The sequence below is a fragment of the Pseudomonas sp. AA-38 genome (assembly GCF_029457475.1).
Taxonomy (GTDB): Bacteria; Pseudomonadota; Gammaproteobacteria; order Pseudomonadales; family Pseudomonadaceae; genus Aquipseudomonas.
This window is the reverse complement of record NZ_CP120359.1, coordinates 3,212,195-3,231,985: the sequence shown is the minus strand read 5'-3', so window position 1 is coordinate 3,231,985 and position 19,791 is coordinate 3,212,195. Positions and strand designations below refer to the sequence as shown.

The following is a 19,791-nucleotide window of genomic DNA, read 5'->3' as shown; positions in this document are numbered from 1 at the left end:
TCAGCCCAGCAGTTCGGCGAAGGCCTTGTCCGCTTCCAGCACGGCGGGCAGGGCGGTGAACAGGGCGGCGAGATCGACTTCCTCGAAAAGCGGGCCTTCCAGGCTCTTCTGGGCCTTTTCGCCGAGGCCATCGGCTTCCAGCGCTTCGCCGACCGCCACGGCCTGGGCCACCAGGCGTGCATAGCGGCCATCGTCCGGTGCGGCGTTGGGGCGGGCCTGGTAGGCGATGGCGTTCTGGATCAGTTTGGGCAGTTGCCAGCGGCGCGCCAGTTCGGCGCCTACCTCGGGGTAGCCGAAGCCCAGTTGCAGGGTTTCCTCAGCGGCATGGGCGGCAGCTTCACGCTGCGGCTGGCGGTTGAGCTTGCGGGCGAAGTCCGGTGCGCCGGCCTGGATCAGTAATTCACCGATGTTGTACATCATGCCGCAGGTGAATGCAGCGTCGGCATCGAGCTTGAGTTGCTTGGCCAGGGTGCGGGCGATGCTCGCCACGCGGAAGCTGTGGATCCAGAAGCTCTTGAGATCGAAGCCGGTGTCCACCTTGAAGGCGCCGGTGACCGCCGAGGCCATCACCAGGGTGCGCAGGGTGTTGAAGCCCAGGCGCATGGCGGCATCCTCGACGCTGGTAGCCTCGCGCGCACCGCGAAAGCGCGCCGAGTTGGCCAGGCGCAGCACCTTGGCGGCGATCACCGGGTCGCGCTCGATGTTGCGTGCCACGCTTTCCAGGCTGGAAGTGGGGTTGTCGAATTGCTGGATCAGCTCCTGCGCCACCTTGGGAATGCTGGGCAGGCTGTGCAGTTCGGCAAACAGGCTTTCGATGTTCATGAATGACTCCGCTCCGACGCGCTGTGGACAATGACTTGAGCATAGTCAGGCCATACACGCATGCCAGTCTCGAGGCGTCGTTCAGAGGGAGAGAAGGTTGCCGATCAGGCGGGGGGAGGTGGCAGTCCGCTGCCGTCCAGCGGGGCCGGGGCGATGGCCTCGGCGCCCGCCAGGGGGTCAGGCGAAGACGAAGTACTTGCGCACCGTTTCCACCACTTCCCAGGTGCCTTTCATGCCCGGTTCGACCACGAAGATGTCGCCGGCCTTGAGGTGGATCGGCTCCATGCCGTCCGGGGTGATGATGCAGTAGCCTTCCTGGAAGTGGCAGTACTCCCACTTCACGTACTCGACGCGCCACTTGCCGGGGGTGCAGATCCAGGTGCCCATGATCTTGCTGCCGTCATCAGAGGTGTAGGCGTTGAGGTTGACGGTGTGCGGGTCACCTTCGATGCGCTCCCATTTGCAGGCATCGACGACGGGCATCGGCTGGGTGTCGCGCAGGACGGTGATCGGTTTGTTGGCCATGTCTGGCTCCCGGTACGAATGAAAAAGGGCCTTCACCATAGGCTGCGTGGGCACGGGGAAATTGTCTGGGCTCGACCTCTGCCTAGCCGTTTGCGCTGTGCTCTCGCCTGTCAGCTTGCTCCGCTACGTGGTTTGAGCTCGGCGGGCAGGTGTTGCTGCAGATAGTCCATGAACAGGCGCACCTTGGGCGTCAGCTCGTAGCGGTCGCGCACGCACAGGTAGTAATCCAATGGGGCACTGGTTGCCCGGCCATGCGTGGGGGTGGACGAGGAGAACAGCTCCAGCAGTTCGCCGCGGGCCAGGTAGGGATCGGCGACGAAGGACGCCAGCCGGGTGATGCCGCCGCCGGCCGCGGCGCATTGGGCGAGGGCGTCGATGTCGTTGCTGCTCATGCTGACGCGCACCTGGGGCTCGAAGTGCACGCCTTCGCGGGCGAAGCCCCAGCGCAGGAAGCGCCCATCGTAGGGGATGCGAAACAGCAGGCAGTCGTGATCGCGCAGTTCCTCTGGCTCGCTGGGGCGCCCGGCGCGCTGCAGATAGGCCGGGGCCGCGCAGAAGCGTGTCTGCGCGGTGGCGATGCGCCGGGCCACCAGGCCGTCCTGTAGCTGCTGCTGGATATGAATGCTGAGATCCACGCCCTCCTGAATATGGTCGACGCTGCCATCGGTGGTCAGCAGTTCGCAGCGAATGCGCGGATGGCGCGCCATGAAACCCGGAATCAGCGGGGCCAGTACGTGGCGGCCGAAGGCGGCACTGGCTGCGATGCGCAGCAGGCCGCGCGGTTCGTCCTGCAGATCGGCGACGGCGGCGCGGGCCAGTTCCAGCTCCTGCAGCGCGCCCTGCACGCGCTCGAAGTACGACGCACCGGCATCGGTGAGCGCCAGGCGGCGCGTGGTACGAGTCAGCAGGCGCACGCCCAGACTCTGCTCCAGGCGGGCGATGTTCTGGCTCGCGGCCGCCGCGCTGATGCCCAGCAGGCGTGCACCCGCGGCGATGCTGCCGCTCTCCACGGCCTTCACGAAGCTTTCCAGACCGCGCAGGGTATCCGTGCTTTTGCTTTCCAATGGGGTGGCCATTCGTAAGTTGAACTTGATATTCAACTTACCTGGCGGCCTCTACCGTCGCAATTGCCTTCGTCGCTAGAGTGCCAACACCCTCAACTAACCGGGAGTTTCAACATGTCAGACCTCAACCTCACGCCAGCCGCCACGCGTAGCTGGAAGTTGCCCGCCCGCGCCATGCCGGTGGCCTTCGCCTTCTTCATGTCGGGCATCATGGCCATGCTCATGTCGCTGGTGATCACCGCTGCCAACCGTGGCCTGGGCCAGGGTTACCTGCAGGCGGTGCTCGGTGCCTACAGCCTGGCGATGCCGGTGGCCTTCGTTTGCGTGATGCTGGTGCGGCCCATCGTGATCAGGCTGGTGAGCCTGACCGTGCGTGCGCCCTGAGAGCGCATATCGCCTGTTGGGCTGCGGCATTCTTACGCCAAAAGAACGAGAGCATTGGCTTCACTTTGCTACTAGTCTGAGAGTAATGATCAGCCCAACGAGAGAGGCGCCCATGGGTCTCTTCCAGCGTGAAAGATTCACCCAATCCCCGCAGGGGGCTGCCGTCCCCATCGGCTGCCGAGCGGCCGAACTTGCCGCCGCGCTGGCGGCGGTGCGGATACGCCCCAGCTTCATCACCGGCTATGTTTCCCCCCATCTGGATATCGAACGCATCGCACGGCAGATCACTGAACGCTTTCCCGGCGTGCCCCTGAGCCTGACCAGCAGCGCCGGCGAGCTGTGCGGTGGTGAAGGCCGTCTGTATTGCGACACCGGCGAGCAGTGGGATCGGGTGGTGCTGGCGGTGTTCGACAGCCGGGTGGTGGCCAGTGCCGAGGTGGTCAGCGTGCCGCTGGAAAGCCAGGACATCCGCGCGGGCGGGGCGCACATGCCGCTGCGCGAGCGCATCGCCAAACTGACCCGTTCTCTGCAGGCGCTGCAGGTGAAGACGCCGATCGATGCCCGCGATACCCTGGCCTACGTGCTGTTCGACGGCCTGTCGGCCTCCGAGTCGTTCTTCATGGAGGCGCTGTACGAGTCGGGGCGCTTCCCCTGTCTGTTCGTTGGTGGCTCGGCCGGGGGCAAGGGCGACTTTCGTCAGACCTTCCTGCACGACGGCCAGCGCCGTTACGAGAACCATGCCCTGGTGGTCTTTCTCAAGAGCGCGCCCAACGTGCGCTTCGGCGTGTTCAAGAGCCAGAATTTCGAGCCCACCTCCATCAGCCTGAGCGTGCTCACCGCCTCGCTCGAGGCGCGCAGCATCCGCCAGGTGGTCGATGCGCGCGGCAATATTCTCAGCATGGTCGCGGCCCTGTGCGCCGAGTTGCACTGCCAGCCACATGAGTTGGAGAGCAAGCTGGCCAATTATTCCTTCGCCATTCGCGTCGGCGGCGAGCTGTTCGTGCGCTCCATCGCGCGCATCGACCTGCAGCAGGAGGTGGTGCACCTGTTCTGCGACGTGTCGCCGGGCGAGGAGCTGGTATTGGTCAAGCGCACGCCATTGGTGGAGAGCACGCGGCGTGACTTCGAGCAGTTCCTGCGCGGCAAGGGTGGTACACCGCTGATCGGCCTGCTCAACGACTGCATCCTGCGCCGGCTGAACAACACGGCGGAGCTGAGGAGCATGGAAGGGGTATTCGGTCGGGTGCCGGTCATCGGCTTTTCCACCTTCGGTGAAATCCTTGGCCTGAACCTCAACCAGACGCTGACGGCGATCTTTTTCTTCCAGGTACCGCCGGGCACCGCGTTCAGTGACGACTACATCGATCGTTTCCCCATCCATTACGGCGAGTTCAAGGCCTTCTTCCTGCGCCGACAGGTTAAGAAACTGGCTGGGCTCAGCCAGGTGGTGGTCAGTCAGATCGATGCGTTCAAACGCCATGACTACGGCATTTGCATCGACAGCGAGGGGCTCGACGAGCACATTCGCCCGGTATTCGAGGGGCTGGCCGACCTGGGCCGGGTGCTGCAGGCGGCCGAGGCCCGGCAGCGCGAGATCGGTGAGCAGTTGCATCTGCATGCCCATGAGCTGCACCAGAGCATGGATGCGCTGACCGACAACATCGCGCGCCAGGGCGAGGTCACCGGGCAGGCCGAGGGTGTGGTGCGCAGCCTGACCGAGCAGGGCGCGTCGGTGGTGCGCAGCGCGGACGAGCTGGCGAGCTCCAGCCTGCGTATCCAATCCATCGTCCAGGTCATCCAGCAGATTGCCGGGCAGACCAACCTGTTGGCGCTCAATGCCGCCATCGAGGCCGCGCGCGCCGGGGAGATGGGCCGTGGTTTCGCCGTGGTCGCCGACGAGGTGCGCAACCTGGCGCAGATCACCCACAAGAACGCCGCCGAGATCGGCTCCGACGTCGATCAGCTATCCCAGGCCATCAGCGCGGTGTCCGGGCATATTCAGCAGCAGGTGAGCGAGGTCTCGGCGCTGGGCGGGATGATCGATTCGCTGCGTGATTCCGCGCAACTGACCAAGCAGACCTCGCTGCGTACGCGCGAGCTGGCCGATACCCTGACGGGGCTGACCGGCACTGTCGGGTGAGGCTGTCGTTTCCATCCGTAGGAGCCCGTTTCCCGGTTCCTACGGGAGCGAATTCATTGGCAATCAGGGCCGGGCACTGGGCTAAACCCAATTGCGAATAAAAGGATCATCGCATTTTCAGGGGGAATGCCTGGTTGACACCGGACTGGCAAGTTTGTGTGAGTGTTTGGTTGATTCGGTGTTCTGGGCGCCGCTGCGGTGTGTGCTGGAACTCCCTGTTTCGCCCCCTCGGGCGACTCACTTTTCTTTGAAATCGGAATGCCGCCCAGCCCAAAGAAAAGTAAGCAAAAGAAACGCACCCCCGCCATCCGGAACTAGGCGTCCCCGTCATGCTGCGCTCGACTTCCCTCACTCCGGCACCGCTCCGGGGGTGGCGTACATGGGCCATCCCTGGCCCATTACGCCTCTCGTGGCATCCATGCCACTCGTCCCCTGCGCAATGCCTACGCTCGGCCTCCTGAAGGGGGCATTTGCGCGCCTGAACGAACGGGCACTCCATAGGTTGCTCGGCGTGTTCTAGTGGCCATGAAGTCGCGACTGGGGCGTCGAGTTAAACCAATACTTTCATTCGCGCAGTTTCATGCAGTGAACAGCTTGCCGGCTTGCAGCCGGCATTAAGGTCAGCCCTAAGGCTGACCCATGTTCAAGCACTCCGTGCTACTTCTGGGTTACCTCGGGTTCAGGCGCGTGCAGAGCCCGCCCAGGAGGGCGAACGGAATCGTCGTGGAAGAGGTTGAGCGACATGGATGTCGCGAGAGCCGCGATGGGCCAGGGATGGCCCACCGCGGCGGGCCTCTGGAGCGGCGATGGAGTGAGCGAACCCTGGCGAAGCCAGGGCCGGATGACCGGGCGGAGGGTTTTGGTTACTTTTGCCCTACAAAAGTGACTCGCCCGGGAGGGCGAAACCAGAAACATCAACAAAAACGCGGCAATTCGGAACAAGAACCCGAACAAGCAACAAGCAACAAGCAACAAGCACTCACACAAACTTGCCAGTCCGGCGTCAAGACTGACTTTCCTGAGATTCCGCGAAGAGCTGAATTTATTCGCGATCAGGGGCGGGCACTGGGCCAAACCCAATCGCGAATAAAAGCTAGGCGCCCCCTTCGTTCCTGCAGGGTTTGGGCGCATGGCCGCAGGCGCCGTTGTTCTGCAGCATCGCCTCACAGCTTGGTGGCGAAACTCTCCACGGCGGCGACCACGCGGCGTGCGCCATCCTGGATTTCCTCGATCACCTGGCCGGCCTGCTTGGACAGTTCCAGGCCCAGTTCGGCCTGGCTCTTGCCTCGGCCGATGATCTCCACGGCACGCTCGGCCAACTGCTGGTTCTGCCCGACCACCGAGGTGATCTCCACGGTGGCCGAGCTGGTGCGCGAGGCTAGCTGGCGCACTTCGTCGGCCACCACGGCGAACCCGCGCCCCTGATCGCCAGCACGTGCCGCCTCGATGGCGGCATTGAGCGCCAGCAGGTTGGTCTGATCGGCGATGCTGCTGATGTTCTTGACGATGGAGCCGATGAGCTGCGACTGCTTGTCCAGCGCCTCGATGCCCTGTGCCGCCTCCTGCATGCGCCCGGCCAGTTCGGCCATGGCGTCGAGCATCTGCTGCACCACCGAGGCTCCGTTGCGGGCGCTGGCATCGGTGCCCTTGGAGGTATCGAAGGCGATGCCGGCGGCCTGCGCCACCGCCTCTTCGCGCTGCACCTGGTCGGTGACCACCGTGGCGAACTTGACCACCTTGTACAGGCGGTCATGGGCATCGGTGATGGGGTTGTAGGAGGCCTCCAGCCAGACGTCGCGGCCATGGCTGTCGATGCGCTTGAAGCGGTCGACGACGAACTCGCCACGGCGCAGCTTTTCCCAGAACTGTTGATAGGCCGGCGAGTTGACCTCGCTGGCATCGCAGAACATGCGGTGATGCTTGCCCTTGATCTGCTCCAGGCTGTAGCCCATGGCGTCGAGGAAGCGCTGATTGGCGGTGAGCACTTCGCCGTCGAGGTTGAACTCGATCACGGCGGTGGAGCGCTGCAGTGCCTTGATCAGGTTCTCGTGCTCACGCGATGTTTCGATGGTACGGGTCAAATCGCTGGCATAGAGGGAGAAGAAACGGATATTGCCGGCGCTGTTGCGTACCGGCTGCAGGATCGAGCGAAGCCAGGCTTCGCGGCCATTACCCCGTAGCAGGCGGATGACGCCGGCCAGGTGCTCGCCGCGCTCCAGCGCCCGACGCACGCGGTGATGGAAGTCGAGATTGCGCACATGTTCGGGGATCAACTCCAGCAAGGAGTGGCCCTGCAAGCGTTCGGCCGTGTAGTGCATGTCCTTGAGAAAGTTGGCATTGGCATGCATGACTCGACCTTGTGGGTCGAGAATGAGGCCAAGCATTTCGCCATCCAGGCTGGCGCGTACCTGCTCTACCGAGGACAGATCCTCGCGTAGCGCCTGTATCTCTTGCTGCAAGCGGTTGTTGAACATGAGGGTGATCTCGCTGAAATGTCCCTAGCCATTGCTTCGGCCATCCGAGATCTGAGTTTAGTCACTCCTGTCTAAATTTCCGTGGGGGAGGCTAGGAAATTTGCACGATAGTACCTGCCCTGGGATTTGGCTTGCGGCAATGGGCCTGAGCCAGCGCTGAATGCCACAGGCCCGCAGGACAGGATCGTCTTCAGCCGATGGCCTGGGTGACCAGGGCGAACTGCTCGACTCCGCCACTGCTCTGGGGGGCATCGCCTTGGGCCATCTGCGCGACGCTGTCGACCTGGGCCAGGCCCTGGTTGCCCAGCCAGTCACCCAGGCCGCAGTCCGCCGGGATGTCGAGGCGCACGAACTGGCCCGCCAGTTGCGCCAACAGGGTACTGATCAGGTACTGGGCCTGTTCCCGGTTCTGCGCCACCACCGGGCCAATGACCCGGCCACGACCGAACGGCCGCTGCATGGCGAAGGCGCAGGGTTGTCCGTCTCGCTCGAGGAGCAAGGTGCATTCCAGTACATCGTGCAGATCGTCCAGCACGCGGGTGCGATCCAGGCCGCTGGCGGCATTGGCCAGGCTCAGCAATTCTGCCCAGTCGCGGTCGTCGGCCTGGCGGCAGGTGGTGCCGGCGGGCAGAGGTGGGCAGGGCAGCGGTGCCACTGTCCCCTGATGCTGGTGTACCCGACCGAATTCGACGAAGCCCAGGCTGATATACAGCGGCGTGCCTGCCAAGGTGGCGTTGAGCATGGCAGTGGCCGAGCCACAGGCCTGCAGGGTCAGCTCCATCAGTTTGCGGCCGATGCCCCGGCCCTGATAGGCGTCGCTGACGATGACCAGGCCGATGGTGGCGTAGTCGCCTTGCACGCAGGCGAAGGCGGTACCGACCAGACGCCCATCATCTTCGACGACCAAGCCTTCGGCGACGCGCTGCAGCATGGCCCAGTCTTCCAGGCGGTGCGGCCATTTGAGTTCGAGCGACAGGGCATGGGCCGCTGGCACGTCGGCGGCGGTCATCGGACGGTAGACGAGGGCAGGGGGCTGCGCAGCAGGCATGATGGCTCTCCGAAGTGGTGCCGCACGCGGTCACGGTGCGGTCGCTGGCGCCTGTATCCCATCTGTGGCCAGGTCTGACAATAGGCATCGGACATTTCGGTGGATTGCATCGGTTTGCCAGGCAAAGGCCGCAGCTAATGCTCGCGCGGGGGGCCAAGTCCGCAGCAAATTGCGCCTGTTTTTACCTAGCATGGAGGGCCTTGCCAGGCCATTTCTGGCATACCTGCGCCCTCGATTGGAGAACTCCGATGTCACATCCCAACGCCCTGTTGCTGGCACTGGCCGATGGCCGTCCCGCCGCTGATTTTACTCATGCCGCCCTTGGCTCCAGCGATCCTTTCGACGGCATGCGTCAGGTCGCTTATCGCAGCGATGACGGTCTGAGTGTCGGTATCGTCCAGGGGGCCGGCGAGCACCGGGTCGAGCACTATCCGCATGTCGAGATGTTGGTGGTGCACGCCGGGCATCTCAGCGTGCAGGACGAGCAGCACAGCCTCGAACTGGGCGTGGGTGACAGCTTGGTGATCGGTCGTGGCACGGCGTTGCGCATCCAGGCCTCGGCCGACAGCCTGTGGGCCTTCTGCGCCTACCAGCAGGCCAGTGCCGAGACCAGGCCGGGGCTGACGCCGTTGCAGGCCTACGCCCCGCTCAACCCGTCGCAGCCACCGGAGGCGCAGATCCTGCTGAGCCAGGCGCCGCAATGCCGCTCGCACAATGCCTATGCCGACGCGGCCAGCAACCTGCTGATCGGCGTGTGGGACTCCACGCCCTACGCCCGTCGCAGCCGCCCGCACAAGGTGCATGAGCTGATGCACCTGATCGAAGGCAGCGTCACCCTGACCCTCGAAGACGGCGCGCAGTTGAGGGTCAATTCCGGCGACACCGTATTCGTGGCGCAGGGCACGCCTTGTGCCTGGACCAGCACGGGCTATGTGCGCAAGCTTTACGTGGTCAAGTGAGGCGTTAGCGCTTGAAGCCCTCTCCCTGCCAGGGAGAGGGCGCTTCGGTGCGGTTCAGAACTCCGACACCTTGCCCCAGGCGCTCTTGTTCAGGCGCGCCAGGTTGTACTGGCGGTGGTCGACGAAGGGCGTTTGCCCTTGTGCCAGTTCGGAGATCAGGCGGCCGGCGCCGGGGCCGATGCCGAAGCCATGGCCGGAGAAGCCAGCGGCAAGGATGAAGCCTGGCAGGTTCTGCGCCTCGTCGATCACCGGCACGCCGTCCGGGGTGCTGTCGATGTAACCGGCCCAGCCGGCCTGCATGGGCACGCTGCCCAGCGCTGGCAGCAGACGGCGAGCGCGGGCGAGGGTATCGCGCAGGATGGCTTCCGATGGGCGTGGATCGAGGATGCGCACGCGCTCCATTGGCGTCGGTTTGTCCAGTGCCCACTTGCGCCAGGTTTCGTGGCCGGACAGCCAGCCCTGCAGGTCGCCCGGCGAGAGCATCTGCCAACGTTTGGCGAACATCGGCACGAAGTAGCTGGCGAAGCGCAGTTGTTGCGGCGTCGGGTCGACGCAGGCGCGCCCGGAAATGGCCAGGGTGTAGCCGCCATCGCCACGCCGGGTGACGGTCACCTCGCTGGTGTGCAGGGCATCGGGAATGCCCTGCACGCCGGGCATCACCGAGAGGATGCTGGAGCGTATCGAGGCCTGTGGAAAGCGAATGCCCAGTTGCGCGCAGAAGGACGACGCCCAGGCGCCGCCGGCCATCACCACCTGGCGTGTCTTGATCACGCCGTGTTCGGTAATCACCGCGCTGACACGCCCGGCCTCGGTTTCCACCCCGCGTGCTGCGCAGAACTGATGCACCGTGCCGCCATGCTTGAGCACGCCCTTGGCGATCAGCGGCGCGGCACGGGACGGGTCGGCGATGCCGTCGGAGGGGGAGAACACGCCGCCAAGCCAGGGTTTGCCGGTGGCGGCACCGCGTTGCGTGGCCTCGGCGCTACTGAGCATATGGGTGGTCACCCCCTGGGTGATGGCGAAGTCGCGCCACTTGGCCCAGCCATCCAGCTCGGCCTGGTTGTCGGAAAGATAGAACAGCCCGCAACGGCGAAAGCCCAGGTCTTCGCCCAGCTCGGCGCTGATTTCTTCCCACAGCTCGAGGCTTTTGGTGGACAGCGGCAGCTCGCGGGCATCGCGATTCTGCTGGCGGCACCAGCCCCAGTTGCGGCTGGACTGTTCGGCGCCGATGCGGCCCTTTTCCAGCAGTGCGACCTTGAGGCCATCGCGGGCCAGGAAATAGGCCGTGCAGACGCCGATGATGCCGCCGCCGATGACCACGATATCGGCGCTATCGGGCAATTGTGCCGTGGACTGCATGGTGATCAAGGGAGCCGGCATGTTGTTTCTCCTGGCCTGCAAGAGCGAAAGGGTTAAGGGGGATGCTGGATTGTCGTCCCTTGAACAGGGCGTTGGACAGCGTCAGCGGCACTGCCATTGTGCCGCTTATGGTAGGCAGCTCGACCCGATGCAGGCTGTCGTATTGATCCTGTGCAATCGCAGAATCAGGTGTTTTCGCCGGTGCGCTCGGAAGTTTATGCTGCGGCGCCTGTCATGACCCTCATGAGTTTTTCTGCCTTGCCTGTTCTGCCCGGCGTGCTGATGGCTGACCGATGCCGGCGCACCTCGCTCCAACGACATGCATTCGAGCCGCTTCACGCATGCCGTGCAGGCAATCGCTGCATGGGCAGGGCGCAGCGTCAGCTTTCGTCAACGGTGGCAAAAACAAGCGGAAGTTGCGCCTTGAGCCAATATCCGAAATTTTCTGCGGAGCGCCCGACGGCATACTGATTCGAGGCAAGCCGGCACTGCCCGTGAGCAGTGCCCTTTTTACCTGGCTGCCGGTTGATGGACGGTTGTCCAGGTCAGTCAGTAGTGAGGTCGTGCAGATGAAAACCCTGCTGCTCAACAAAGCAGAAGTCGGCAGCTTGATCACCATGCAGGAAGTCATTGGCACGGTGGAGGAGGCCTACAAGGCCTTCAGCGCCGGGCAGGTGGTGCAACCGGATTACATCGGCATCCACCTGCCGGCACCTCGCGGTGAGATCGACTTCAAGGTCGGTTACTGCACGAGCAATGAGATCATCTCGATGAAAGCCTCGTCCGGTGGTTTTCTCGATAACCCGGGCACACACGGCGTACCCAACGGCATGGGCTCCGTTCTGTTGTTCGATGCCCGCAGTTGCGCGCTGATCTGCGTGATGGACGGCAGCCTGCTCACCGGCCTCAGAACGGGGGCCTCGGGGGCTGTTTCGGTCAAGGCACTGGCGCGTGCGAACGCCACGAAGGTCACTTGCATCGGCACTGGCAATCAGGCACGCATGCAGATTCGCGCCATCAGCCTGGTCAGACCCATCGAAGTGATCCATGCCTGGAGCAGAACCCCCGAAACGCGCGAGCGCTTCAAGGTGGATATCGAAGGCGAACTCGGTATTCCGGTGATCCTGGCCGACTCGAAGAAGGAGGCGGTCGAGCAGGCCGATATCCTCATCACCACTACCCGCGGCAAGGGCCCGCTGGTGCAAGCGAGCTGGGTGAAGCCCGGCACCCATATCGTCGCCATCGGCACGGACATGAAAGGCAAGCAGGAATTCGAGCCCGAGATATTCCGCCACGCCAAGATCGTCAACGACTCGATCGCACAGTGCATCGACAAAGGGGAAACCTGGCATGCGCTGAACGAGAGGGTCATCGGCCTTGACGATATTCACGGCGAACTCGGCGAGATACTGCTGGGCACGAAACCAGGGCGGCAGAGCGATGAGGAGATCACCCTCTTCGACTCCACCGGCATGGCCATACAGGACAACACCACCGCCGAGAAAATCTATCGCAACGCACTGGAAAAACAGATCGGAACCTTCTTCGGCTTTCTTTGAGTGCGGGATCTTTCGGTAACAGGACAGAGGACATGACATGCTCGACCATCCCACCATCGCGGACATTCTAGAGGCCCGAAAACGGCTCGCACCGCATATCCGGCATACGCCCTTGTTGCGCGCCGAGAAGATAGAAAAGGCTGTCGCTTGCCAGCTCTACCTGAAGCCCGAAACCTTGCAGATCACCGGCGCATTCAAGATTCGCGGCGCGTTGAACAAGACGCTCTCGCTGCCGCGAGAGACGATCGCCAACGGCATCATCGCCACCTCGTCCGGTAACCATGCCCAGGGGCTTGCCTACGCCGCCCGCATGCTGGGAGTGAAAGCCATTCTGGTGCTGCCGGTAACCACCCCGAAGATCAAGATCGCCAACACCCAGGCGCTCGGTGCCGAGGTCATCCTCTTCGATGGCGACACTGCCGCGCGCTGGAAGCGGGTATACGAAATCGCCGAGGAAAACGGCTACGTGCCCGTCCATGCCTTCGAGGATCCGCTGGTGATGGCCGGCCAGGGCACCATCGGTTGCGAGATTCTGGAAGACCTGCAGGACGTGGACACCGTCATCGTTCCCATGGGCGGCGGCGGCCTGATTTCCGGCATCGCCACCGCCATCAAGGAAACCCGAGCGTCGGTGCGGGTCGTCGGTGCCGAGCCGGCATTGACTCCCAAGTACTACCACAGCCGCCTGAACAAGCAGCGCACCACGCTGCCCTTGCTCAACACCATTGCCGACGGCTTGCGCATCAGTGTGCCGGGGCAAAACCCTTACCCGATCATCGAACGTTATGTCGACGAGATCGTCCTGGTCGAGGACGAGCACATCGTCCAGGGCATGCGCGCCCTGGCCAAGGACGCCAAGCTGATCGCCGAACCCGCCGCCTCCATCGGCATTGGCGCGCTGCTGGCCGGTACGCTGAAGGTTCGCCCGGATGAAAAGGTCTGTGTGGTCCTGACCGGCGGCAACTGGGATCTGTGTGACCTGGCCGAGGTCTACCAGGATCGCGGCTAGCATGATCGCCAGGACATGGGCCTTGCACCTTGCGGTCGATTACATCGGGCCAGGCCTGAAAGTCCGCAGCTAATGCTTGGGCACGGCCGCAAGTCCGCAGCATGTATCGGGCAATGTTTTCTAGGATGGAGGTCTGGCTATGCCAGGCGCCGCGCAGGTGTCCTGGCGCTCTTACCTGGAGTCCTTTATGAACAGCTTCGACCCGAACGGTGTGTCCGTGCGCAGTGCCCATTTCATTGGCGGCCGTTACCGCAACGGCCTGCCGGGGCTGGAAGTGTCGCGCCCCTCCGATGGCCAACCCTACGCGCAACTGCCCATCGCCGATGCGGCGCTGGTGGACGAGGCGGTGGAGAACGCCTGGCAGGCGTTCCGCCAGAGTGACTGGGCCAGCCGCCCACCACGTGAGCGCTGCCGTGTGCTGCGCCGCTGGGCCGACCTGATCGAGGCCGATGCCGCGACCCTGGCGCCGCTGGAGGCGGTCGGCTCGACCCGTCCGCACAAGGATATATTGGCCTGGGACATCCCCTATGTGGCCGAGGTGCTGCGCTTTTTCGCCGAGCTGGCCGACAAGCACGGCGGCCAGGTGGCGGCCACCCAGCATGACCGCCTGGGCATGCAGATCGCCGAGCCTTACGGGGTGATCGGTGCCATCGCGCCGTGGAATTTCCCGTTGAGCATGGCCAACTGGAAGGTGGCGCCGGCCCTGGCGGCGGGCAACGCGGTGGTGCTCAAGCCCTCGGAACTCACCCCGTTCTCCATCCTGCGCTACGCCGAGCTGGGGGTGCAGGCGGGCCTGCCGCCAGGCATCTTCAACGTGGTGCAGGGCGACGGGCGCCTGACCGGCGATGCCCTGTGCCGCCACCCGCGCATCAGCAAGGTGACCTTCACCGGCTCCACGGCCACCGGCTCCAGCATCATGTCGACCTGCGCCAAGTACGGCCCCAAGCCGGTAACCCTGGAGCTGGGCGGCAAGAGCCCGCAACTGGTGTTCGCCGATATTGCCGATTTGCCCAAGACCGCGCGTAGCGTGGCCATGGCCGTCACCGGCAACGCCGGCCAGGTGTGCGTATCGGGCTCGCGGCTGATCATCGAGCGCAGCATTCTCGAACCTTTCGTCGAATGCCTGCAGCAGCATTTCCGCGAGTTGCGCCCTGGCCCGACCTGGTCGGCGCAGACCAGCCTGGCGCCGATCATTTCCCGGCAGCAGGCCGAGCGTATCGACGCCATCGTGCAGCGCTCGCGTCAGGCCGGTGCCGAGGTGCTCGCAGGTGGCGGGAGCATCGACGGCCTTGGCGGCGCCTATTATCAGCCCACCTTGCTCGGCGTGACGGCCAGCGACAACCCGGCCGTGCCGGAAGAGATCTTCGGCCCGGTGCTGACCATCCAGACCTTCGATGACGAGCAGCAGGCCCTGCAACTGGCCGAGCACCCCACCTACGGGTTGGCAGCGGGCGTGCACACCGCCGACCTCAACCGCGCCCTGCGCCTGATTCGTGGCCTGGAGGTGGGCACGGTGTGGGTCAACCGTTACGGGCGCAGCGACGACCACATTCTGCCCACCGGCGGCTACAAGCGTTCCGGCATCGGCAAGGATCTGGGCAGCGAGGCCTTCACGGCCAACCTGCGGCACAAGAGCGTGCTCATCGACATCGGTTGATTGTGCTGCGTTATCCCCCCAACGGGCGCCCTGCGAGGCGCCCGTTTTGCCTTGTTTGGCCCCCCAGGGGCGCATGCTCGCTGGCTTTGCTCGCTTTCGGGGCGCTCCGCAAAGTCTGCTGGCCCTGGCCTGAAAAACGGCCTTTTTGTGTCGATGCGTGCCTGCTTTTAACCTCATCTGCCGAGGGCCTGGTGCTGTAATGATCGGGCAGTTCAGCACGACGTCTGTGTTCCCGAGCGGAGTCGATGTCGACTGCACCATCCCCCAACAAGACTTCAGGACTGCGCCATGAGTTTTCTTCGCCCCAAGTACATCACCTTCGACTGCTACGGCACCTTGACCAACTTCCAGATGGGCCCGTTGACCCGCGAGCTGTTCGCTGACCGCGTCGCGCCTGAGCAGATGGATCAGTTCGTCAGGGATTTCGCTGCCTACCGCCTGGATCAGGTGATGGGTGACTGGCGGCCCTATGATGAAATTCTCGATACCGCGATCTCCCGCGTGTGCAAGCGCTGGGGCGTGGAATATCGTGGCGAGGGACGGCTCTACTACAACGCCGTGCCGACCTGGGGCCCGCATGCCGACGTGACCGCCGGCCTGGCGAAGATCGCCGACAAGATTCCGCTGGTGATCATCTCCAATGCCATGGACGAGCAGATCATGTCCAACGTCGACAAGCTGGGCGTGCCCTTCCACAAGGTCTACACCGCGCAGCAGGCGCAGGCCTACAAGCCGCGCCTGCAAGCCTTCGAGTACCTGCTCGACAACCTGGGCTGCGGGCCGCAAGACCTGCTGCACGTGTCCTCCAGCTTCCGCTACGACCTGATGCCGGCCGAAGACATGAAGATCAAGCACAAGGCCTTCGTCGCCCGCGGTCACGAGCAGCCGGGTAACGCCTGCTACAACTACCGGCAGATCACCGATATCGGCGGGTTGCCCGGCCTGGTCGGCCTTTGACTTGCAAGCCTCGCACAGCCTCTGCAAGTGGCGGTGCGAGGCGCTGCCGTATCCCTGGCAGCTTGCCACGCTGCCTCGACGAATTCTCCGAACCCAAGCCTGCAAGGTGATCTGATGAGCGATAACGAAACAAAAGAGGGTAGGCCGCTACGCAGCGCGCGCTGGTTTCGCAAGGATGACCTGCCGGGTTTCGTGCATCGCTCGACCTTGTCGGCCGCCGGCTGGAGCCGCGAAGACCTGATGACGCGGCCGGTCGTCGGCATCCTCAACACCTGGTCCGATATCAATCCGTGCAACCTCAATCTGCGCACCCTTGCCGAAGAGGTGCGGGTCGGGATTCTCGAGGCGGGAGGGATCCCGTTCGAGGTGCCGCTGATGTCGATCAGCGAGAACATCATCAAGCCGAGCTCCTTCCCGTTTCGCAACCTGCTGGCCATGGAAGCCGAAGAGACCATTCGCGGCTATCCCTTCGATGCGCTGGTGCTGCTCGGTGGCTGTGACAAGACGCAGCCGGCCCTGCTGATGGGGGCCGCCAGCGCAGGCGTGCCGTTCATCTTCCTGGCCAGCGGCCCGGCTACCCCCCGCTCGGCGACTGGCGGCAATCTGGCCAATGCCACCGGGGTCTGGCGCCTGGTTGACCAACTGCGTGCCGGCGAACTCTCCGACGGCGAGTTCGCCGCGTTCGAGCGCAGCGTGATGGGCACGGCCGGCCACTGCGCGGAAATGGGTACCGCTTCCTCGATGGCGGTGATCTGCGAAGCCCTGGGCGTATCGCTGCCTAGCAGCAGCCTGGTGCCGGCGGTCGACCGCGGGCGACAGCAGATCGCCCGCGAGGTGGGCCGTCGTAGCGTGCGCATGGCCGCCGATGGCAGCCCCTGCCCGAGCGAGGTGCTCGATGCGCGCGCCTTCGACAATGCCATCACCCTGCTGTGCGCGGTGGGCGGCTCGACCAACGTCATCATTCACCTGCTGGCGCTCGCCGGCCGCGTCGGCGTGCCGCTGAGCCTGGAGCGCTTCGACGAGATCGCCAGGCGTGTGCCGTTGATCGCCAACGTCCAGCCCGCCGGCGAACACCTGACCGAGCGGCTGATGGCCGCCGGTGGCGTACCGGCCCTGCTCAAGACCCTCGCGCCCTTGCTGCACCTCGATGCGCGCACCGTCGACGGGCGCACCCTCGGCGAGATTATCGACACGGCGCAGGTGTTCGACAGCGATGTGATCCGCCCGCTGGACAAACCGGTCAAGCCTGGCGAGACCATGGTCGTGGTCAAGGGCAACCTGGCCCCGGATGGGGCGGTGATGAAGACCTGTGCGGCCGATCCCAAGCTGTTCCGTCACCGCGGCCCGGCGGTGGTGTTCGAGGACGTGCAAACGATTGCCGACCAGATCGATAACCCCGAACTCGGCATCGACGAGAACAGCGTGCTGATCCTGCGCAATGCCGGCCCGGTGGGCGCGGCGATGCCGGAGTGGGGCATGCTGCCCCTGCCGCGTCATCTGATGGAGCGCGGTGTGCGCGACATGCTGCGCATCTCCGATGCGCGCATGAGCGGCACGGCCTATGGTGCCGCCGTGCTCCACGTTTCACCCGAGGCGGCGGTCGGCGGGCCGCTGGCCCTGGTGCGTAACGGCGACATCATCGAACTCGACGTCGCCGAGCGGCGACTGCAGCTTTGTGTCGAAGAGGAGGAACTGGAACGTCGGCTCCAGGCCTGGCAACCGCCGCTGTCGCGCCACGTGCGTGGCTACCGCAACCTGTACAACCAACATATCGAGCAGGCTCATCTGGGCTGCGATTTCGATTTTCTCCGTGGCGCCAACGAGGAAACCCTGCCTGAAGGGCTTTTCGATGGCTGGGTAGGGGGCTGGTAGGACTTCACCATGAGCATTCTTTATCGATCCGATGCCGCACGCGCCCCTGCCTGGGCGCGCTACTTCGCCGAACACGCCCCCGATCTCGACTTCCGGGTCTGGCCCGATGCCGGCGACCTCGACGAGGTCGAATACCTGATCGCCTGGCAGGCGCCGGCGGATTTCATCGCCCAACTGCCGCGGCTGAAGGTGTTCTTCTCCTCGGGGGCGGGCGTCGATCATGTCGATTTCTCCGCTATCCCCAGGCAGGTTCCCATCGTCAGGATGGTCGAGCCGGGGATCATCGATGGCATGGTGGAGTATGTGTCGCTCTGCGTGCTGGCCCTGCACCGCGACTTCTTCGACTATGTGCAGGCGAAGCAGTCGCGCACCTGGAATCCGCTCGAAGTGTCACCTGCCTCGGCTCGCACCATCGGCGTGATGGGCATGGGCTCGCTCGGCAGCGCCGTTCTACAGCGCCTGGCGAGCTACGGCTTCGACCTGCGTGGCTGGAACCGCTCGCCGCGTGAGCTGTCGGGCGTGGAGAGTTTCGCCGGCGCAGAGCAGTTGCAGCCCTTTCTCGCCGGCTGCGATGTGCTGATCTGCCTGTTGCCGCTCACCCCGGCCACCCGGGGCATCCTGAACCGCGAAGTGTTTTCCCTGCTGCCTGCCGGCGCGGCGCTGATCAATGTCGGGCGTGGCCAGCACCTGGTCGAGGCGGATCTGCTCGAGGCGCTGGATGCCGGGCGCCTATCGCGTGCCATTCTCGATGTGACCGAGCCTGAGCCCTTGCCTGTGGAACATCCATTCTGGGGCCATCCGCGGGTCTTTCTGACCCCCCATGTGGCGAGCATGACCCAGCCCGAATCGGCTGCGCCGATCCTGCTGGCGAACATTCGTCGACATCAACGCGGCGAGCCACTCGCGGATGCCATCGACCGTTCTCGCGGTTATTGAGGCGAGCGGCCCCATGGCGCTGCCGCGATGCGCCAGGGGCACTACGCAGGCATGGCAGCGGGTGCTCCCTGGGGCGCCCGTTGTGCATTCAGACCAGGCGCATTTTCTGCGGCCGCAGCCCCTGAGAGGGTTTTGCCAGGGAGGGAGGGGCGCCCCGCGAGGGTGCGTCAGGCCTGCCGTTGCCCAGTCGTGGAGCGCCCCGCAAAGTCTGCTGGGGGTGGTGGGCAAAACGGTGGTTTATGTCGGTTGGCTCGTGCTTTTAACGTCATCTGCTGGTTTCACGGTGCTGTAATGAAGCCGTGGTGCTGCGACCTATCGTCGCTTTCATCAACGAACTTCCAGGATTGCCCACATGAGTTTTCTTCGCCCCAAGTACATCACCTTTGACTGCTACGGCACCTTGACCAACTTCCAGATGGGCCCGTTGACCCGCGAGCTGTTCGCCGACCGCGTCGCGCCTGAGCAGATGGATCAGTTCGTCAGGGATTTCGCTGCCTACCGCCTGGATCAGGTGATGGGTGACTGGCGGCCCTATGATGAAATTCTCGATACCGCGATCTCCCGCGTGTGCAAGCGCTGGGGCGTGGAATATCGTGGTGAGGGGCGGCTTTACTACAACGCCGTGCCGACCTGGGGCCCGCATGCCGACGTGACCGCCGGCCTGGCGAAGATCGCCGACAAGATTCCGCTGGTGATCATCTCCAATGCCATGGACGAGCAGATCATGTCCAACGTCGACAAGCTGGGCGTGCCCTTCCACAAGGTCTACACCGCGCAGCAGGCGCAGGCCTACAAGCCGCGCCTGCAAGCCTTCGAGTACCTGCTCGACAACCTGGGCTGCGGGCCGCAAGACCTGCTGCACGTGTCCTCCAGCTTCCGCTACGACCTGATGCCGGCCGAAGACATGAAGATCAAGCACAAGGCCTTCGTCGCCCGCGGTCACGAGCAGCCGGGTAACGCCTGCTACAACTACCGGCAGATCACCGATATCGGCGGGTTGCCCGGCCTGGTCGGGCTCTGAGCCGC

At 64.3% G+C, this 19,791-nt stretch carries 16 protein-coding genes; 10 read left to right on the top strand and 6 right to left on the bottom strand.

What is annotated here, in order from left to right; all coding sequences use genetic code 11:
- The 3 genes from PVE35_RS14810 to PVE35_RS14800 all read right to left on the bottom strand — a co-directional run bounded on the left by PVE35_RS14810 (position 1) and on the right by PVE35_RS14800 (position 2,423).
- Positions 1 to 822 carry an HDOD domain-containing protein gene (locus PVE35_RS14810; protein ID WP_277372238.1) on the bottom strand — a complete coding sequence of 274 codons (822 nt, stop codon included), beginning with the start codon at positions 820 to 822 and terminating at the stop codon, positions 1 to 3.
- A gap of 177 nt (positions 823 to 999) precedes the next feature.
- Positions 1,000 to 1,347, bottom strand: a complete 348-nt coding sequence (locus PVE35_RS14805) for a cupin domain-containing protein (protein WP_013716543.1) — start codon at positions 1,345 to 1,347, stop codon at positions 1,000 to 1,002.
- A gap of 110 nt (positions 1,348 to 1,457) precedes the next feature.
- Positions 1,458 to 2,423 carry a LysR family transcriptional regulator gene (locus PVE35_RS14800; protein ID WP_277372237.1) on the bottom strand — a complete coding sequence of 322 codons (966 nt, stop codon included), beginning with the start codon at positions 2,421 to 2,423 and terminating at the stop codon, positions 1,458 to 1,460.
- 102 nt (positions 2,424 to 2,525) lie between these two features.
- Here PVE35_RS14800 and PVE35_RS14795 point away from each other — a divergent pair, with 102 nt between their 5' ends.
- Both PVE35_RS14795 and PVE35_RS14790 read left to right on the top strand, forming a co-directional pair.
- Entirely contained in the window at positions 2,526 to 2,795 is a 270-nt protein-coding gene (locus PVE35_RS14795) for a DUF2798 domain-containing protein (RefSeq protein ID WP_268182922.1), read from the top strand.
- 112 nt (positions 2,796 to 2,907) lie between these two features.
- A complete protein-coding gene (locus tag PVE35_RS14790; protein WP_277372236.1) occupies positions 2,908 to 4,935 on the top strand; it encodes an FIST N-terminal domain-containing protein in 2,028 nt (675 codons plus the stop codon).
- A 1,163-nt stretch (positions 4,936 to 6,098) separates the two neighbouring features.
- On the opposite strand, the gene PVE35_RS14785 is transcribed toward PVE35_RS14790, so the two are convergent.
- Positions 6,099 to 7,409, bottom strand: coding sequence for a methyl-accepting chemotaxis protein (locus tag PVE35_RS14785; RefSeq protein ID WP_277372235.1), 1,311 nt, complete (start codon positions 7,407 to 7,409; stop codon positions 6,099 to 6,101).
- A gap of 190 nt (positions 7,410 to 7,599) precedes the next feature.
- Entirely contained in the window at positions 7,600 to 8,457 is an 858-nt protein-coding gene (locus tag PVE35_RS14780) for a GNAT family N-acetyltransferase (RefSeq protein WP_268182929.1), read from the bottom strand.
- A 248-nt stretch (positions 8,458 to 8,705) separates the two neighbouring features.
- Here PVE35_RS14780 and PVE35_RS14775 point away from each other — a divergent pair, with 248 nt between their 5' ends.
- Complete coding sequence (locus PVE35_RS14775; protein WP_268182932.1) at positions 8,706 to 9,416, top strand: cupin domain-containing protein; 711 nt, start codon at positions 8,706 to 8,708, stop codon at positions 9,414 to 9,416.
- Positions 9,417 to 9,470: 54 nt separating this feature from the next.
- Here the strand turns inward: PVE35_RS14775 and PVE35_RS14770 are convergent, their stop codons facing one another.
- Positions 9,471 to 10,796 (bottom strand): FAD-binding oxidoreductase, encoded by a 1,326-nt coding sequence (locus tag PVE35_RS14770; protein WP_277372234.1) that lies wholly within the window; start codon positions 10,794 to 10,796, stop codon positions 9,471 to 9,473.
- A gap of 272 nt (positions 10,797 to 11,068) precedes the next feature.
- On the opposite strand from PVE35_RS14770, the gene PVE35_RS14765 reads away from it, so the two are divergent.
- The 7 genes from PVE35_RS14765 (at position 11,069) to PVE35_RS14735 (ending at position 19,786) form a co-directional block, all read left to right on the top strand.
- Positions 11,069 to 12,334: an ornithine cyclodeaminase family protein gene (locus tag PVE35_RS14765; RefSeq protein WP_277372233.1), complete on the top strand. Its 1,266-nt coding sequence runs from the start codon at positions 11,069 to 11,071 to the stop codon at positions 12,332 to 12,334.
- Between the two features lie 37 nt (positions 12,335 to 12,371).
- Positions 12,372 to 13,343 carry a threonine/serine dehydratase gene (locus PVE35_RS14760; protein WP_277372232.1) on the top strand — a complete coding sequence of 324 codons (972 nt, stop codon included), beginning with the start codon at positions 12,372 to 12,374 and terminating at the stop codon, positions 13,341 to 13,343.
- Positions 13,344 to 13,530: 187 nt separating this feature from the next.
- Positions 13,531 to 15,000 carry an aldehyde dehydrogenase family protein gene (locus tag PVE35_RS14755; RefSeq protein ID WP_277372231.1) on the top strand — a complete coding sequence of 490 codons (1,470 nt, stop codon included), beginning with the start codon at positions 13,531 to 13,533 and terminating at the stop codon, positions 14,998 to 15,000.
- Between the two features lie 288 nt (positions 15,001 to 15,288).
- Positions 15,289 to 15,957 (top strand): haloacid dehalogenase type II, encoded by a 669-nt coding sequence (locus PVE35_RS14750; RefSeq protein WP_268182947.1) that lies wholly within the window; start codon positions 15,289 to 15,291, stop codon positions 15,955 to 15,957.
- A gap of 114 nt (positions 15,958 to 16,071) precedes the next feature.
- Complete coding sequence (locus PVE35_RS14745; protein WP_277372230.1) at positions 16,072 to 17,829, top strand: dihydroxy-acid dehydratase; 1,758 nt, start codon at positions 16,072 to 16,074, stop codon at positions 17,827 to 17,829.
- 9 nt (positions 17,830 to 17,838) lie between these two features.
- Positions 17,839 to 18,765 (top strand): glyoxylate/hydroxypyruvate reductase A, encoded by a 927-nt coding sequence (locus tag PVE35_RS14740; protein WP_277372229.1) that lies wholly within the window; start codon positions 17,839 to 17,841, stop codon positions 18,763 to 18,765.
- Positions 18,766 to 19,117: 352 nt separating this feature from the next.
- Positions 19,118 to 19,786, top strand: a complete 669-nt coding sequence (locus PVE35_RS14735) for a haloacid dehalogenase type II (RefSeq protein ID WP_268182947.1) — start codon at positions 19,118 to 19,120, stop codon at positions 19,784 to 19,786.
- Positions 19,787 to 19,791: the final 5 nt, after the last annotated feature.

What these genes read in the sequence shown, in the direction of transcription:
- PVE35_RS14810 (WP_277372238.1), bottom strand. Translation starts at nt 822, where the DNA reads ATGAACATCGAAAGCCTGTTTGCCGAACTGCACAGCCTGCCCAGCATT.
- PVE35_RS14805 (WP_013716543.1), bottom strand. Translation starts at nt 1,347, where the DNA reads ATGGCCAACAAACCGATCACCGTCCTGCGCGACACCCAGCCGATGCCC.
- PVE35_RS14800 (WP_277372237.1), bottom strand. Translation starts at nt 2,423, where the DNA reads ATGGCCACCCCATTGGAAAGCAAAAGCACGGATACCCTGCGCGGTCTG.
- PVE35_RS14795 (WP_268182922.1), top strand. Translation starts at nt 2,526, where the DNA reads ATGTCAGACCTCAACCTCACGCCAGCCGCCACGCGTAGCTGGAAGTTG.
- PVE35_RS14790 (WP_277372236.1), top strand. Translation starts at nt 2,908, where the DNA reads ATGGGTCTCTTCCAGCGTGAAAGATTCACCCAATCCCCGCAGGGGGCT.
- PVE35_RS14785 (WP_277372235.1), bottom strand. Translation starts at nt 7,409, where the DNA reads ATGTTCAACAACCGCTTGCAGCAAGAGATACAGGCGCTACGCGAGGAT.
- PVE35_RS14780 (WP_268182929.1), bottom strand. Translation starts at nt 8,457, where the DNA reads ATGCCTGCTGCGCAGCCCCCTGCCCTCGTCTACCGTCCGATGACCGCC.
- PVE35_RS14775 (WP_268182932.1), top strand. Translation starts at nt 8,706, where the DNA reads ATGTCACATCCCAACGCCCTGTTGCTGGCACTGGCCGATGGCCGTCCC.
- PVE35_RS14770 (WP_277372234.1), bottom strand. Translation starts at nt 10,796, where the DNA reads ATGCCGGCTCCCTTGATCACCATGCAGTCCACGGCACAATTGCCCGAT.
- PVE35_RS14765 (WP_277372233.1), top strand. Translation starts at nt 11,069, where the DNA reads ATGCCGGCGCACCTCGCTCCAACGACATGCATTCGAGCCGCTTCACGC.
- PVE35_RS14760 (WP_277372232.1), top strand. Translation starts at nt 12,372, where the DNA reads ATGCTCGACCATCCCACCATCGCGGACATTCTAGAGGCCCGAAAACGG.
- PVE35_RS14755 (WP_277372231.1), top strand. Translation starts at nt 13,531, where the DNA reads ATGAACAGCTTCGACCCGAACGGTGTGTCCGTGCGCAGTGCCCATTTC.
- PVE35_RS14750 (WP_268182947.1), top strand. Translation starts at nt 15,289, where the DNA reads ATGAGTTTTCTTCGCCCCAAGTACATCACCTTCGACTGCTACGGCACC.
- PVE35_RS14745 (WP_277372230.1), top strand. Translation starts at nt 16,072, where the DNA reads ATGAGCGATAACGAAACAAAAGAGGGTAGGCCGCTACGCAGCGCGCGC.
- PVE35_RS14740 (WP_277372229.1), top strand. Translation starts at nt 17,839, where the DNA reads ATGAGCATTCTTTATCGATCCGATGCCGCACGCGCCCCTGCCTGGGCG.
- PVE35_RS14735 (WP_268182947.1), top strand. Translation starts at nt 19,118, where the DNA reads ATGAGTTTTCTTCGCCCCAAGTACATCACCTTTGACTGCTACGGCACC.